The sequence below is a fragment of the Arcticibacterium sp. SM2516 genome, assembly GCF_057914865.1.
The window spans coordinates 3,457,361-3,471,653 of sequence record NZ_CP195290.1 but is presented as its reverse complement, the minus strand read 5'-3'; the positions used below and the strand labels follow the sequence as shown (position 1 = coordinate 3,471,653).

Below are 14,293 nucleotides of genomic sequence, written 5' to 3'. Positions count from 1 at the left end.
GAAGGGTTTACAGCTAGGTTTGAGAAGGAAATGTTTTGTTTTAGATTAAACCAATTTATGCATTAGAAAATCTCCCGATATTATCGGGACCGTAGCTAAATTGCTTCAAATCAGTTCGTAAACCCATTTAAACTCAATCATCTTAGCCCTTCGACATTATCTCAGGGTAAACGGTATGCTAAAATTCTTTAATTGTCTGATTTATTGTATTTTAAAACTCATAACGATTCCCCAACACATAAACCGGGTTAAATGTGCCATCAGTTTTGAGAGTTGCAACCCAAAGTATGATGAAATATTTCGTTGTCGAGAGGGAGGACTTTTGGCCCTAGGGTCAAAAGTCCTCCCTCTCTTCTTTAAATGATTCTCCTAAAGGAGTAGCATTTAGTAATTAAATCTAGGAAATATCAATTGTGAACTATCGGAATACTAATGCCAATATTTATGCTTAAAGCCTTATTGTGTTCGTTGGAGGCATCGGATTCAGTAATATCAGTAAAACTTTGACTGTAACCCAGGTCAAGATTGAGCCATGTGCGTGATTTAAGTGAATAATTCAAACCTAAACCAATCTGACCACCAATGTCGCTTTTCTTGAAAACATCATTGCCGTTGGTATCAACAATGTCATTTTTGTTTTGGTCTTTGGCACTTAACAAAGTACCGAAATAAGGTCCAGCATAAATTTTCGGACGTATTTTTTGACCAATTTCACCAAAGTAGTAAATCAAAGAAATTGGCATTTGTATATAATTGAGCCTAGTTGTGGCATCAGAAGTAGAATAATTTGAGCCTCGTTCAGAGAAAAGCAACTTGGCTCTTAGTCCAATGTGCTCATTTACACTATAGTTTGCGAAAGCTCCAACGGATAGCCCTATCTTATTTTCTGAAATATTGCTTGAGCTAAACTTAGATGTAATCACCCCTAATTCAGGTCCGATTGATAAGGTTTGAGCATTTATGACAGAAATACTACAGAACACGAATAGTAATAAAGTATATATATTTTTCATTTCGAAATAAGTTTTTCGTACAAATTATAATTCACTGGTAAAGGTGCTTTAATACCAATGGCTGATGTTATATAAAATTTTTTATGAATTGCATAATTCACACTTCTACTGAAAGGCTATGGGTGTTCTCCGTGCAGTCCGTAAATAAAAAAAGCAGGACAAATTGCCCTGCTTTTTACACCTAACCCTAAACTAACCCATATTTTCGTTGTATCATAAAATTTTTTTGCCTTGAATAATCCTTATTATTATTGCTACAATTGCAATAACTAATAGAATATGAATTAAACCGCCAACTCCAAAACCAATGAAGCCAATAAGCCAGCCGATTACCAATATAACTGCAATTATGTAAAGTGAATTTCCCATATTTATTAGTCGTTTGAATTATAAAAATTAGAGCAACAAAATCAAAAGTAAAATTATAATAATGACTCCACCCTTGGTTAAACACGCTTTATGCATTAGGCAATCTCCCGATTTTATCGGGACCGTAGCTAAATTGCTTCCCATCGACAAGCTCAGGGTAAACCGCTATGCTAATCTCTTTTAAATGACTGATTTATTCCAATATAACTACTCATTTCATTACGATTCTCCAATGCATAATCCGGATTGAATAAACGCCCCCGCCAAGCTTAGCGAAGGCTGTTTTTGAACTTTTCACCTCTTGACGCAAGGCTTTTTTCAATTGGCATTTTTTGAGTGTTACACTATTCTTTTACAAAGGTGAAAATGATTTAAAGCGGAATGTTATATTATTCTATAGAAGGCTTACAATATTCACACATTCAATGTCTCTACTTCTGGCGGCACTATTTTTTCTGTATCAATTAATAAAAGTTGTAGATTTTTTTTTAAATACTTATCGATTGGCTTTAACCTATCAGAGATGGAATTTTCTCTTAATCGCTTAAAAGAAATCAAGAGTTTTTCAGTAATTGACTTTGCCATTTCTATGTGTGTGCCTTGAATGACGAATTTTGTTCATAAGCGGAACAGTCCAATGGGTGAAAGTCCCGTAGGGGGAGTCGTTACCCAAACTAAGTAGGAGGCACAGGTGACCAAACATCTGAAGTAATCGAAACGCCAACCGGTCACGGTGTTTTATGTACTGACGACAATTTCATTAAGAACAGCAGTTACATAAGGAGGCTATAGGGTCAGAAGAGGTGACATATGCTGCCGAAGGCCAAAGTTCTGAAAAGAGGCTGAACTGAAATTGTAGCAGCGATAGGCAAAAGGACACCTGCCTGGCGGCAGACTGGTTGACCTTACCAAGGGAGCTCTCCGAGCTCGATGCTTTCAAACATAATGCTTAACCAACTGGACAAAAAACCCAAAAAGAAGGGTTTATAGTTTGTGAGAACCTAATTCAAGATTTTAGAACGCCGTATGAATCGAGCGGTTCACGACTACGCGTCTCGGACTACGCGTCTCGGACTACGCGTCTCGGAACTGTTCTGTGGGATATAAGGGGCAAAGTTCCCCTTAACTATTGGACTGGGATATCGTGCTTTATTCTTTCTGCATATTCATTTAGATTGCCAAAATTAAAAATAATTCTTACCAGTAGATATCAGAACAAAGTAAGCTAAATAATATGGTTTGATGAATTCCTAACTAATCTTAGCTATATGTGATTGTTGTAATTCTTTGTTGGAATTATGTAAGAGTTTACAGCTGATACCGGGTCACATTTGAAATGTGATTATTTGAATCTGTTCGACACATACCACAAATCATTTTTTAATCTTATTTAAATTCAAACAAAATGAAAAATACCATAAAAATCGCAACTATAATGATAATTACCGGATTTTTAACGGCTTGTCAGCAGTCCCAAAGCACTGAGCAAGTCCTTACGGACGAATCCCAAAGAAAAGAAGTCATGGAAACTATTGTCAACAATCAGGAGATGATGACGGAAATGGTGGACATGATGATGAATAACGAGCAAGGTAAAATGATGATGTCGGGCAACAAGGAGATGATGGGTATGATGATGGGTAATCAACAAATGACGCAGGAAATGGTGAAAGAAAATCCAGGCATAATTCAAGACATGATGCAAAACATGATTCAATTGTGCCAGAACGACACATCACAATGTAATCAAATGGCAGAAATGATGTTGGGTAACCATGCGATGATGCAAAGCATGATGGGTATGATGCGTCAAAATGGTATGATGAATGATGAGTCATACAGGAATGGCATGAATATGATGGATGGAATAACAGGAAAGATGAAGATGAACAAATCTTCCAATTAGAATTAAAATCACTCGGAACAGTTTTTTTGAGTAAAAAACAAAAGGAGCTTTACTATGGAAATTTTAATTGCAGTAACTAAAACTTGTCAGCATCGCCCCATGTTGGAAGAACAACTCAGACAAGCAGAAATACCTTATCAGGTTATTTATTTTGAAGAACATCCTGAATTTGTGGAAAAATACCAATCAACACTTTCACCTCTATTAATAGTGGATGAAAAAGTGGAATCCACTGGCCTTCTTGAACCGGAAAAAATAAATGAACTGAAAATGAGAAAATTAGACATCTCACAATTGCGGTCACAAAAAAGGGAGCAAAACCACATGATCCCTAAGGGCATGGAAGATGGCAAGGTGGAGGTTGATATCACTTGGGGAAGTATCCAGCCCATGCAAGCTGCCCCTCAGGTGAAAACCGTGGGGGAAATTGAGGTATATTATCACCAAATACAGGGATTATCAATTATTGATACCAGAAAACCAGATACCATGGAAGGTGTCACTATTCCCGGTTCTAGAAACATACCTTTTGATGAGATAACCAATAGAATAGATGAATTAGGCAAGCATTACCCACATTTGTTTTTTTGCAATGGACCTCAATGCCCACAATCAGCAACTGCCATAAAAAACCTATTAAAGGCAGGATATTCGTCTGACAAAATGCTTTACTACAGAGGTGGAATGCACGATTGGATTACACTGGGCTTGTCTGTAAATGGAAATCTTCAGAATAAAAACCTGAAGAAGGTGATAAGGGGAAAAGAAACCATGAACAACGAGAAAAAAGAAATGGGGAGTCAAGTTCAACATTGACAATTCTTTTTATCTATTACAGTCGGGGAGCGTCGAAATTATATTGGGTTCCCCTTTTTATTTATACATAAAAAACAAAAAACTATGATTTTAGGATTGATAATAATAATCTTTATTGCACTTTGGTATTTCAATCGACAAAAGTTTGATTTTTCCACAAAACAAGAGAAGCCCCTAGATATTCTTAAAAAGCGTTTTGCCGATGGGGAGATCAGCAGTCAAGAATATGAAGAAGGAAAGGCCGGATTGAGTAAATAATAGGCGTTAAAACACCTGTTAATGCTGGTATGCAAGTATTGGTATTTGCTTTATTCCTTTCTGTCGCCTCATTTTGTTTGCCAATGTAAAAACCATTTTTCCCCTGCAAGCACCAAAATAATTCCTATTGCTGATACTATAACATCAAAAATGTCAGAACTGGTCTTGATCCATAAAAAAGCAATTAATACAATTAAGTCAAGTAGTTATGCGAATATCAATTTTATCCCATTGGCATTTACATCCTTCCTTAAAAGTTTAAAAATTCCCCAAGGAACAATCGTGTCCATTATTTGAACGCTATCCAGATATTGAAAAAGCCTTCAGACTGGGTATTAAACTAGCCGAGATTTATGACAAAACTACTGACCAAGTATATGGTTTGGCTCGACTAGCTAAATGGGAGCATCATTACAGAACTATTCTTAATAATTTTGATAACAGAAGTACCAATGCTTCAGCAGAATCTGGACCAAGAACAAAAGTTGGGGGATAGCTGTTAAATTCTGAATTTTGGAGAAATTTAACAGCTATAAAATTGGAAGAACTAGTAAAGCTATTGTTGCCCGAATTGTTAGTCGATAATTTCAATCTGATAAAGGTCGATAAGGATAAAAAGACTGAAATTCTGCGAATTTATTTAGAAGAGAAGTTGGATATTCCACAGGAATTATCAGAACTAAAACTTCATTCAAAAGGCTTCTATGATGAAATAACCATCCAAGACTTTCCGATTCGTAATTACAAAGTGTTCCTTCATGTCAAACGTCGTAAATGGAAGGATTTGGAAACAGGAAAGAACGTAACAAGGAATTGGGAAATAGTAGCTCAGGGAACTCGAATGACAACAGAGTTTGCTGCTTTTTTAAAAGAATTCAATAGATACACAGGCCATTGATGTCGAAACGGTTGGCAAGTTCTTCGGATTGAATGGGAAGAAACTACAACGGCAGTATAAGAATCATTTAAGCGACTTCAAAAACTGGAAGCAAAAGCCAAGAGCCAAAGAATGGCTAATCTACCCACAAAATATGGGAGAATATCTGTCAATAGATGAAACTAGCCTTTCGGATGGAGAACTCTATACTATTCTGACCAATAAAGAAGCGAAAGGAAAAAAAGGGAGCATTGTTGCCATCATAGCAGGCACTAAGGCGACTGATATCATAAAAGCCTTACGTAAAATACCAGAGCCTAAACGTAAGAAAGTCAAAGAAGTAACCCTTGACATGGCTCCTAATATGGAGTTGGCAATCAAGAAATCATTTCCTTGTGCAAAACGAGTTACCGATAGGTTTCATGTTCAAAAATTAGCCTGGGATGCGGTGCAAGAAATGAGAATTAAACATCGTTGGGAGGCTATAGACCAAGAAAGTGATTCCATCGAACTTGCAAAAGTAAAGGGAACTCCTTATAAACCTGAGATACTAAGTAATGGCGATACACTCAAGCAGCTTTTAGCTAGAGGTAGATATGGGTCAAGAGCAAAATCTGGGGGATGAGTTCTTTAAGCATAAATTTGACATAGTCTAAAAAGGAAGAATTCAATACTCCTGACACCTCTAAACCTAGATCTAAAAGCTTTGATTTTCGCATTGAAAGATTCTGCTGAAGCATTGGTACTTCTGTTATCAAAATAATTAAGAATAGTTCTGTAATGATGCTCAAATGTTCGGGCAATTGAATTAAAGGATTTAAAGCCTGCTTGTCTTACTTCTTCATGCCATTTGGCTAGTCGAGCTAAACCATAAGTTTGGTCAGTGGTTTTGTCATAAATCTCGGCTAGTTTAATACCCAGTCCGAAGGCTTTTTCAATATCTGGATAGCGTTCAAATAATAGAGCAGCTCTTTCGGCTTGCGACTTAGACCAGTTTGCTGGTCGTTTATAAAGTACATATCTACCTCTAGCTAAAAGCTGCTTGAGTGTATCGCCATTACTTAGTATCTCAGGTTTATAAGGAGTTCCCTTTACTTTTGCAAGTTCGATGGAATCACTTTCTTGGTCTATAGCCTCCCAACGATGTTTAATTCTCATTTCTTGCACCGCATCCCAGGCTAATTTTTGAACATGAAACCTATCGGTAACTCGTTTTGCACAAGGAAATGATTTCTTGATTGCCAACTCCATATTAGGAGCCATGTCAAGGGTTACTTCTTTGACTTTCTTACGTTTAGGCTCTGGTATTTTACGTAAGGCTTTTATGATATCAGTCGCCTTAGTGCCTGCTATGATGGCAACAATGCTCCCTTTTTTTCCTTTCGCTTCTTTATTGGTCAGAATAGTATAGAGTTCTCCATCCGAAAGGCTAGTTTCATCTATTGACAGATATTCTCCCATATTTTGTGGGTAGATTAGCCATTCTTTGGCTCTTGGCTTTTGCTTCCAGTTTTTGAAGTCGCTTAAATGATTCTTATACTGCCGTTGTAGTTTCTTCCCATTCAATCCGAAGAACTTGCCAACCGTTTCGACATCAATGGCCTGTGTATCTATTGAATTCTTTTAAAAAAGCAGCAAACTCTGTTGTCATTCGAGTTCCCTGAGCTACTATTTCCCAATTCCTTGTTACGTTCTTTCCTGTTTCCAAATCCTTCCATTTACGACGTTTGACATGAAGGAACACTTTGTAATTACGAATCGGAAAGTCTTGGATGGTTATTTCATCATAGAAGCCTTTTGAATGAAGTTTTAGTTCTGATAATTCCTGTGGAATATCCAACTTCTCTTCTAAATAAATTCGCAGAATTTCAGTCTTTTTATCCTTATCGACCTTTATCAGATTGAAATTATCGACTAACAATTCGGGCAACAATAGCTTTACTAGTTCTTCCAATTTTATAGCTGTTAAATTTCTCCAAAATTCAGAATTTAACAGCTATCCCCCAACTTTTGTTCTTGGTCCGTAGATATGTACTTTATAAACGACCAGCAAACTGGTCTAAGTCGCAAGCCGAAAGAGCTGCTCTATTATTTGAACGCTATCCAGATATTGAAAAAGCCTTCGGACTGGGTATTAAACTAGCCGAGATTTATGACAAAACCACTGACCAAACTTATGGTTTAGCTCGACTAGCCAAATGGCATGAAGAAGTAAGACAAGCAGGCTTTAAATCCTTTAATTCAATTGCCCGAACATTTGAGCATCATTACAGAACTATTCTTAATTATTTTGATAACAGAAGTACCAATGCTTCAGCAGAATCTTTCAATGCGAAAATCAAAGCTTTTAGATCTAGGTTTAGAGGTGTCAGGAGTATTGAATTCTTCCTTTTTAGACTATGTCAAATTTATGCTTAAAGAACTCATCCCCCAGATTTTGCTCTTGACCCCAGAATCTTTCAATGCGAAAATCAAAGCTTTTAGATCTAGGTTTAGAGGTGTCAGGAGTATTGAATTCTTCCTTTTTAGACTATGTCAAATTTATGCTTAAAGAACTCATCCCCCAGATTTTGCTCTTGACCCGAACTATGTTTAAATCGATTTTTTTTCAGCGAAGGAGTTTGATGAAAAAAGCCTCACAATCGTATGATTATGAGGCTTTTAAGCTGCGGTCTGGACGGGACTCGAACCCGCGACCCCCTGCGTGACAGGCAGGTATTCTAACCAGCTGAACTACCAGACCAGCTTCCAAATTGAAATCCTCTTCCTGATTTGGAGGTGCAAAGATAGGCAAATTATTATTCCAGTCAATACCTAGGCTGAAAATATTTTAAAATAATTGATACTTTTTTCATAGTATTTCACTAACTCGTTGGTAGTCTTTTGTTTAGGTGCTATTTATTTTTTTGCTACAGATAAAGTTTTTTTCTCATTAAAAAGTATCCAAAATAAAATGGCGGCAATTAGTGCCATTCCTGCTGGTATGAGCCAGATGCTTTGCCATAGGTGGCTTCCGTCTTCTAGGGTGTATTGTTTTACAAACCATCCAGAAGACCAGCTACCAATGAGCATTCCGAGTCCATAGGTGATGAGTGTGATAAATCCTTGTGCAGACGCTTGTATTTCCTTTGGAGCAGTCTGGTCTACGTAGATTTGACCCGTTACAAAGAAAAAGTCATAACAGATGCCATGTAAGATGATGCCCATATAGAGCATGCTCACCAAAGCGTCATTGTCACCGTATGTAAAAAATAAATATCGGACTACCCATGCCAGCATGCCTATTAATAACATTTTCTTTACGCCTAATCGGGTAAATAATAGTGGCATAAGAAGCATGAAAAGTAGTTCTGAGCCTTGCCCTAGGGTCATTTTTCCAGCGGCATTTTCCATTCCTATTTCGTTTAGAAATGGATTGGTGAAACTGTAATAAAAGGCCAATGGAATTGAAATGAGTAGAGAACAGAGTATGAATACCGCGAAGCTTCTGTTTTTCAACAAGGCTAGGGCGTCAAGTCCTAGAATGTCTCTAAGGGAAGGTTTTTTTCCTTTGCTTTTTGGAGGTGTCTTAGGTAAGGTAAAGCTGTATAACCCCAATAGAATAGACACTCCCGAGCCAATTTTGAAAACCATATTTGAGTCTTCTATGTTCAACCAGCCAATGGTTAAGCCTGAAATTATCCAGCCGATAGTCCCTAGCACTCGGATAGGTGGAAATTCTTTTTTAGTGTCTGTCATTTGGTTGAAACATAAGGCATTAGCTAGACCCAAAGTAGGCATATAGAGAAGGGCATAAATTAATAGCGTCCAAAAGAAGGCTGTGGGTTCTGTAATTTGGATGAGGTAGTATAGAATAAGTCCTCCGGTGATGTGCATAACGCCCAGTACGCGTTCAGCAGAGAAAAACCGGTCGGCTATCATTCCTATAACAAAAGGCGAAATGATGGCTCCCCAGTTTATCGTACTGTATGCAGCACCTACACTGAGACCGTCAAAGCCTATTTTGAACAAGTAGGTACCCATGGTAACATACCAAACTCCCCAGACAAAAAACTGGAGGAACATCATGACTGATAATTGTATTTTTATTTTACTGTTCATTACCTATTTGGTTTTTGGAAGGTTTCCATGTCTAATTTATTTTCTGATAATTTTGCCCGTTTTTTTGTCTTTTAAAATGAGTTTTTTGCCTCCATCGGGTAGTATTTCCTCTTTGATAAGTGTAGAAGTTGTCATCATAATGGACTAAGTCTGGTGTAGCTCCGTTTTCAGGCTCGTCACCTCGCCAATCCTCTATATGTATGGGCTCCCATTTTTTAGACTTTACGGAGGTATAAGCGGCATCCATAATCGCGTTTACGATGTAACCATCATAGAAGGTTTCAATCGGTTCAGTGCCATTCTCAAACGCCGAAAACATATCGTTGAACATGTGGTTGTAGCCCAGATCTTGATTTTCGTCTGCCACAGGAAATATCCATTCAGAATCTGATTCTGCTACATATCCGCTTTGGCCTGGTGCTGTGAACATATCAAAACCCGTGCGTAAGAAGTGATTTAGCCAAACGGTGCCTTCGGTACCCATTACTTCGTCACGGAGGTCTAGGCTGCCTCTAAAGGTCCAGCTTACTTCAAACTGCCCTATGGCTCCATTGGCATACTTTACTAGGCCAATGGCGTGGTCTTCGGCTTCTATGGGCTTTACTTGAGTGGCAGCCCAGCACATCACCTCTATGGGTTTTTGGTTTTTGCCAATAAAGCTCCTGGCTATTACTATACAATGGCAGGCCAGGTCTAAAATGGCTCCTCCACCGGCTTTTTCTTTATCCCAAAACCAATCGCTATGTGGCCCAGGGTGGGTTTCTCTGGAACGAGCCCATAGTATGCGACCTAAGGAGCCCTGTTTTATACTTTCAATGGTTCTTAATGTTTTGGGCGTGTATACCAGGTCTTCCATGTAGCCATGAAATATACCAGTCTTTTCTACCGCTTTGAGCATCTTTAAAGCCTCTTCACTATTTCTTCCGAGGGGTTTGGTGCAGATGACGCCTTTTCCTGCTTTAACACACTCCATTACGGCTTCCATATGGAGGTAGTTTATTACCACAATGTCAATTTCAGGGTGATTAATGGCTTTTCTTAGGTCCGTGCTATAGGATGGGATGTTAAACTTTTCTGCAAATTTCTTGGTGTTAACTTCACTACGCGACGCAACAACTAATATTTTATCTTTACTTCTTTGACCTAAAATGGACGAGGCGTAGAATTCGGAAATAAATCCTGAACCTAAAATCGCTAGTTTTTGCATCTATTTTTAAAGGGTTGACTACTTTAAAAATAGAACTAAATATAGATATTGACAATAAGGTGGTATGGATGATTTGTTCGGCTGGCGACCATCCCTTCTTTTTGAGAGAAGAAAGGCGTGGCTTTGTGAGTGCTTGTATTTAGCCTTTGGTAGTTTCTTCCGAAAGAAGAATCTAGAAATGGATATAAAAAAATAGCCGCCCCCATGAGGAGCGGCATTTATCTATTCAACCCTAACCTATTAAATTTTGAAACTTTTTGCGAGAGGGCTGGGTAGCCCAACTCACTAAAGTTTATTTCTTTATTATCTTCCTACTGCAGCTTCAAACTTAACAGTTGGAATTTTGTAATAATTTTCAATTTGTCTTTCTTCTAATTTAGTGCTCCAAAGGAAGTTGAAAACTTTTTCAGTTACATCAACTTTTTGTAGCCAAATTTGAGACTCTCTGCTGTTCATTTTGTCAAGCTTAGTATTGATGCTGGCTACAGCTTCAGAAAACTTTGCTCTCTCTGTTTCAGAAAGATTTAAAAAACTTCCAGTTTGGTCGTTATAAAGACGTACCACATTGTTGAATGTTGCCCACTCGTCGTTGTTCTTTTTTACAAATCTCTTTGCTTTTTTATTCATGAAGGTTTTGAAATTGAATTCAGAACCTGCTGAAAGGTATATATTGTTTGAACGAACGTTTACTGAGTCGGCTGCTTTAGCTGAGTTCACTCCCGAAATAGCTGTTGCAATTATAAGTACTAAAGTTATTATTTTATTTGTCATAATTCGTGGAATATTTATGATTCCGTTTTTTGATTACGATACAAATATGGTGGGTTTCTTAGTTTTGAGCAAATTCTTTCGGCAATGCCAATCAGTATAACATTTTGTTATTTAGTTGTTTTGCAGATGTCATGGTCCATCTGTTGCTAACATGAGCGTTCGTTGCCAAACAATATTCTATTATTAAAAAAATTAACTATGTAAAGTATCTAATTCAAGCACTGGTGAAAGTTCTTCTAAAAGTACAATTATTCATTAAAGGAGTTCATCGTTCTCTCAATTCCGGTGAAACAAAAGCTAGAAATCATTTCTTTTACCTTGTCCAGTTTGTTAAATATTTCAATCATATCATCTTCAGGGAAGTTGCCTAAGACATAATCTACTTGTCTTCCTTTAGGGAAGTCGCTACCAATACCAATCTTAAGTCTGGCGTACTCGTTTGATTGTAAGGCTCTTTCGATATCTTTTAGCCCGTTATGCCCTGCTGCCGAGCCTTTTGGCTTGAGTCGAAGTTTGCCTGCGGGAAGAGAGAGGTCATCTACTAAGACCAAAACATTTTCAACAGGTATTTTTTTTAAGTTCATCCAGTACTGTAGGGCTTTACCAGAAAGATTCATAAAAGTGGTGGGTTTAATAAGGTGTATGGTTCTGCCTTTGGATTTCCATTCTGAATGATAAGCTAGTTTCTCCATAGTGAAAGGAATGCCTTCCTGTGCTACAAGCTTGTCCAGAGCCATGAAGCCAACATTATGTCTGGTGAAGGCGTATTTGGGGCCTATATTTCCTAGACCTACGATTAAGTATTTCATTTCTGGTTTATCTTCTGATTTTGCATCAGCCTCTCTCTTTGCCTCTGAGGGCTTTCTTTTAAAAAGGCTTCTAAAAATATTGTTCATTAAAAAGGGTAGTAATGATACCTTAAATTTGATTTTGACAAATATAAGTCCATTGTGTTAGTGCCTTTATAGCTAAATGCTCTAATTGCGTTTGTTGTTGCATATTAATAGATGTCATGAAACAGATTTTCTATTTAGCTACTAGTCATTTTCCGAAGAAGTCAATATTTTTGTTTTTAATGCCAATTAGCAAATGAGTAAAAAGAGGTTAATTCTAAATCAGCCACTGCTGAGTGTTATTCTGAAGAGGTTATCTCAAGAAATTATTGAGAATCATGGAAGTTTAGAAAACGCAGTAATTATCGGTCTTCAGCCAAGAGGCATTTTTCTGGCGGATAGAATTGTCGAGATTTTAGAGCATCAGTTAGGTCATAAGGTTTTGAATGGTACGCTGGATGCTACATTTTACAGAGATGACTTTAGAAGGAGAGATTCTATTTTAAAGCCTAATGCCACCCATATTAATTTTGTAATTGAAAAAATGAATGTCATTTTAATAGATGATGTTTTAGCGACGGGAAGAATGGTGAGAGCGGCTATTGATGCCATGCAAGCTTTTGGTAGGCCAGCAAAGGTGGAGCTTTTATGTCTTATAGATAGGAGCTATAACAGAGACTTGCCAATTCAACCAGATTATACGGGCAGGAAAGTTAATACACAAGATACACAAAGGGTTTTGGTGGAGTGGACTGAACAAAACTTTAAGGAAGATAAAATCTGGCTGATGGATTCTTGATATGTCTCTTAAGGTTGAAGATTTAATTTATGCTTATTTAAATGGTTTTTTCCCTATGGCGGATGCCGATGGGGAGATTTCTTGGTACGCCCCTGAGCCCAGAGCTATCATTCCGATAGACGCTTATAAACCTTCAAAATCTTTAAGACCAGTAATTAATAGGAGACCGTTTGATATCTATATCAATCGTGACTTTAAAACGGTGATGGAGCAATGTGCCAAACCAAGGTTTGTTAACGATGAAACTTGGATTTCTGATGAAATTATAAATGTGTATTGTGCTTTAAATGAGTTGGGCTTTGCCCATTCTGTAGAAGCTTATGAGAATGGTGTTTTGGTGGGTGGATTATATGGGGTGAGTTTGGGGGGAGCGTTTTTTGGAGAATCTATGTTTCATAAAGTTTCCAATGCCTCTAAAGTAGCCTTTCATTATCTTGTTGAAATTTTGAAAAATAGAAACTTTGAACTTTTGGATACACAGTTTATAAACGACAATGTATTAAGGTATGGAGCTGTAGAGATACCAAGAACAGCTTATGAAGCGGTATTGCAGCGTGCCGTAGCCCTGAAAATGACGTTTGTAGATAAAAAAGGGGCTGTTCGTTTAGATGAACTTTTGGGCTAGGAGCCAAAACCAAATATGGCTGGTTTTTTATGAATGTCGAGATTTTTGTAACTTTTCCATTTTGCGATGCTCTTGGTCTTAGAAAAAGCATCTGAGCCCGTGAGGTTGGCAGAGATGGTTAGTTTGGTGTTTGGGTTACAGGTTTCTAGTAAAGCCTGAAATAATTGACGGTTTCGATATGGCGTTTCCATAAAGAGCTGTGTTTGACCAGAGGTATGGCTTAATCTTTCTAATTCTTTAATTCTCTTAGCTCTTTCTTTATTATCTATAGGAAGGTATCCGTTGAACGCAAAACTTTGTCCGTTAAAGCCAGAGGCCATAAGAGCCAATAGGATAGAGGAGGGGCCTACCAGAGGCACTACATTATAATCTAACTGATGAGCAATCTCCACAGCTAAAGCACCAGGATCTGCTATTCCTGGGCAGCCCGCTTCGGAAAGGATACCAGCATCTTGTTCCAATCCTAACATAATGGTAAAGGTCTCTTCAAAGTCAGAGTCTTTGGTGAGAATATGAAAGGTGATGTCATCTATTACTTTGTCAATCTTTAAACCCGCAATAAACCTTCTCGCTGTTTTTATGTTTTCAACAAAGAAAACATTCAAGTGCTTTACGTGTTCTATAACCTCCATCGGTAGAACAGCCGCTTTGGTTTCTGGTGCTAGTAAAGTTGGGATAAGATAAATAGATTTCATTGTTTTCAATTTGTCTGAAATAT

General features: G+C 37.7%; 17 protein-coding genes, 1 tRNA gene and 1 pseudogene. 8 read left to right on the top strand and 11 right to left on the bottom strand.

The annotated features are described in order from the left end of the window. Window positions 1-407 precede the first annotated feature (407 nt). From ACSBFT_RS14490 to ACSBFT_RS14480, 3 genes are all read right to left on the bottom strand, one after another. Window positions 408-1,013, bottom strand: coding sequence for a porin family protein (locus tag ACSBFT_RS14490; protein ID WP_489601153.1), 606 nt, complete (start codon window positions 1,011-1,013; stop codon window positions 408-410). A gap of 213 nt (window positions 1,014-1,226) precedes the next feature. After that, window positions 1,227-1,382, bottom strand: coding sequence for a lmo0937 family membrane protein (locus ACSBFT_RS14485; RefSeq protein WP_489601152.1), 156 nt, complete (start codon window positions 1,380-1,382; stop codon window positions 1,227-1,229). A 414-nt stretch (window positions 1,383-1,796) separates the two neighbouring features. Further along, window positions 1,797-1,967, bottom strand: coding sequence for a hypothetical protein (locus ACSBFT_RS14480; RefSeq protein ID WP_489601151.1), 171 nt, complete (start codon window positions 1,965-1,967; stop codon window positions 1,797-1,799). A gap of 850 nt (window positions 1,968-2,817) precedes the next feature. On the opposite strand from ACSBFT_RS14480, the gene ACSBFT_RS14475 reads away from it, so the two are divergent. From ACSBFT_RS14475 to ACSBFT_RS14455, 5 genes are all read left to right on the top strand, one after another. Beyond that, a complete protein-coding gene (locus tag ACSBFT_RS14475; protein ID WP_489601150.1) occupies window positions 2,818-3,288 on the top strand; it encodes a hypothetical protein in 471 nt (156 codons plus the stop codon). Window positions 3,289-3,342: 54 nt separating this feature from the next. Beyond that, a complete protein-coding gene (locus ACSBFT_RS14470; RefSeq protein ID WP_489601149.1) occupies window positions 3,343-4,104 on the top strand; it encodes a rhodanese-like domain-containing protein in 762 nt (253 codons plus the stop codon). 84 nt (window positions 4,105-4,188) lie between these two features. Further along, complete coding sequence (locus ACSBFT_RS14465; RefSeq protein ID WP_489601148.1) at window positions 4,189-4,362, top strand: SHOCT domain-containing protein; 174 nt, start codon at window positions 4,189-4,191, stop codon at window positions 4,360-4,362. Between the two features lie 538 nt (window positions 4,363-4,900). After that, window positions 4,901-5,260, top strand: coding sequence for an ISAon1 family transposase N-terminal region protein (locus tag ACSBFT_RS14460; protein WP_489601145.1), 360 nt, complete (start codon window positions 4,901-4,903; stop codon window positions 5,258-5,260). 28 nt (window positions 5,261-5,288) lie between these two features. Next, complete coding sequence (locus tag ACSBFT_RS14455) at window positions 5,289-5,864, top strand: ISAon1 family transposase (RefSeq protein ID WP_489601147.1); 576 nt, start codon at window positions 5,289-5,291, stop codon at window positions 5,862-5,864. Window positions 5,865-5,869: 5 nt separating this feature from the next. On the opposite strand, the gene ACSBFT_RS14450 is transcribed toward ACSBFT_RS14455, so the two are convergent. Beyond that, the gene (locus ACSBFT_RS14450; protein WP_489601146.1) at window positions 5,870-6,805 is read right to left on the bottom strand and encodes an ISAon1 family transposase; all 936 of its coding nucleotides are present in this window, start codon (window positions 6,803-6,805) and stop codon (window positions 5,870-5,872) included. Window positions 6,806-6,833: 28 nt separating this feature from the next. Next, entirely contained in the window at window positions 6,834-7,193 is a 360-nt protein-coding gene (locus ACSBFT_RS14445) for an ISAon1 family transposase N-terminal region protein (protein WP_489601145.1), read from the bottom strand. Between the two features lie 62 nt (window positions 7,194-7,255). On the opposite strand from ACSBFT_RS14445, the gene ACSBFT_RS14440 reads away from it, so the two are divergent. Continuing rightward, entirely contained in the window at window positions 7,256-7,657 is a 402-nt protein-coding gene (locus ACSBFT_RS14440) for an ISL3 family transposase (protein ID WP_489601144.1), read from the top strand. A gap of 251 nt (window positions 7,658-7,908) precedes the next feature. Here ACSBFT_RS14440 and ACSBFT_RS14435 read toward each other — a convergent pair. The 5 genes and pseudogenes from ACSBFT_RS14435 to pth all read right to left on the bottom strand — a co-directional run bounded on the left by ACSBFT_RS14435 (window position 7,909) and on the right by pth (window position 12,127). Next, window positions 7,909-7,982 (bottom strand) — tRNA-Asp (locus tag ACSBFT_RS14435). Between the two features lie 155 nt (window positions 7,983-8,137). Next, window positions 8,138-9,340, bottom strand: coding sequence for a nucleoside permease (locus ACSBFT_RS14430; protein WP_489601143.1), 1,203 nt, complete (start codon window positions 9,338-9,340; stop codon window positions 8,138-8,140). Between the two features lie 36 nt (window positions 9,341-9,376). After that, window positions 9,377-10,547: pseudogene (locus ACSBFT_RS14425) on the bottom strand (Gfo/Idh/MocA family protein). Between the two features lie 303 nt (window positions 10,548-10,850). Continuing rightward, complete coding sequence (locus ACSBFT_RS14420) at window positions 10,851-11,318, bottom strand: hypothetical protein (RefSeq protein WP_463048712.1); 468 nt, start codon at window positions 11,316-11,318, stop codon at window positions 10,851-10,853. 248 nt (window positions 11,319-11,566) lie between these two features. Beyond that, a complete protein-coding gene (gene pth, locus ACSBFT_RS14415) occupies window positions 11,567-12,127 on the bottom strand; it encodes an aminoacyl-tRNA hydrolase (protein WP_463048717.1) in 561 nt (186 codons plus the stop codon). A gap of 280 nt (window positions 12,128-12,407) precedes the next feature. Here pth and pyrR point away from each other — a divergent pair, with 280 nt between their 5' ends. Next, window positions 12,408-12,950, top strand: coding sequence for a bifunctional pyr operon transcriptional regulator/uracil phosphoribosyltransferase PyrR (gene pyrR, locus ACSBFT_RS14410; protein WP_463048711.1), 543 nt, complete (start codon window positions 12,408-12,410; stop codon window positions 12,948-12,950). 1 nt (window position 12,951) lies between these two features. Continuing rightward, window positions 12,952-13,575, top strand: a complete 624-nt coding sequence (gene aat / locus ACSBFT_RS14405) for a leucyl/phenylalanyl-tRNA--protein transferase (RefSeq protein ID WP_489601142.1) — start codon at window positions 12,952-12,954, stop codon at window positions 13,573-13,575. Here aat and ACSBFT_RS14400 read toward each other — a convergent pair. Next, window positions 13,572-14,270: an SAM-dependent methyltransferase gene (locus tag ACSBFT_RS14400; protein ID WP_463048709.1), complete on the bottom strand. Its 699-nt coding sequence runs from the start codon at window positions 14,268-14,270 to the stop codon at window positions 13,572-13,574. The genes aat and ACSBFT_RS14400 overlap by 4 nt on opposite strands. Window positions 14,271-14,293: the final 23 nt, after the last annotated feature.

Bases quoted from the DNA above. Each gene is read 5' to 3' on its own strand.
- ACSBFT_RS14465 (WP_489601148.1), top strand. From the start codon at position 4,189: ATGATTTTAGGATTGATAATAATAATCTTTATTGCACTTTGGTATTTC.
- aat (WP_489601142.1), top strand. From the start codon at position 12,952: ATGTCTCTTAAGGTTGAAGATTTAATTTATGCTTATTTAAATGGTTTT.
- ACSBFT_RS14470 (WP_489601149.1), top strand. From the start codon at position 3,343: ATGGAAATTTTAATTGCAGTAACTAAAACTTGTCAGCATCGCCCCATG.
- ACSBFT_RS14480 (WP_489601151.1), bottom strand. From the start codon at position 1,967: ATGGCAAAGTCAATTACTGAAAAACTCTTGATTTCTTTTAAGCGATTA.
- ACSBFT_RS14485 (WP_489601152.1), bottom strand. From the start codon at position 1,382: ATGGGAAATTCACTTTACATAATTGCAGTTATATTGGTAATCGGCTGG.
- ACSBFT_RS14420 (WP_463048712.1), bottom strand. From the start codon at position 11,318: ATGACAAATAAAATAATAACTTTAGTACTTATAATTGCAACAGCTATT.
- ACSBFT_RS14400 (WP_463048709.1), bottom strand. From the start codon at position 14,270: ATGAAATCTATTTATCTTATCCCAACTTTACTAGCACCAGAAACCAAA.
- ACSBFT_RS14430 (WP_489601143.1), bottom strand. From the start codon at position 9,340: ATGAACAGTAAAATAAAAATACAATTATCAGTCATGATGTTCCTCCAG.
- pth (WP_463048717.1), bottom strand. From the start codon at position 12,127: ATGAAATACTTAATCGTAGGTCTAGGAAATATAGGCCCCAAATACGCC.
- ACSBFT_RS14475 (WP_489601150.1), top strand. From the start codon at position 2,818: ATGATAATTACCGGATTTTTAACGGCTTGTCAGCAGTCCCAAAGCACT.
- ACSBFT_RS14490 (WP_489601153.1), bottom strand. From the start codon at position 1,013: ATGAAAAATATATATACTTTATTACTATTCGTGTTCTGTAGTATTTCT.
- pyrR (WP_463048711.1), top strand. From the start codon at position 12,408: ATGAGTAAAAAGAGGTTAATTCTAAATCAGCCACTGCTGAGTGTTATT.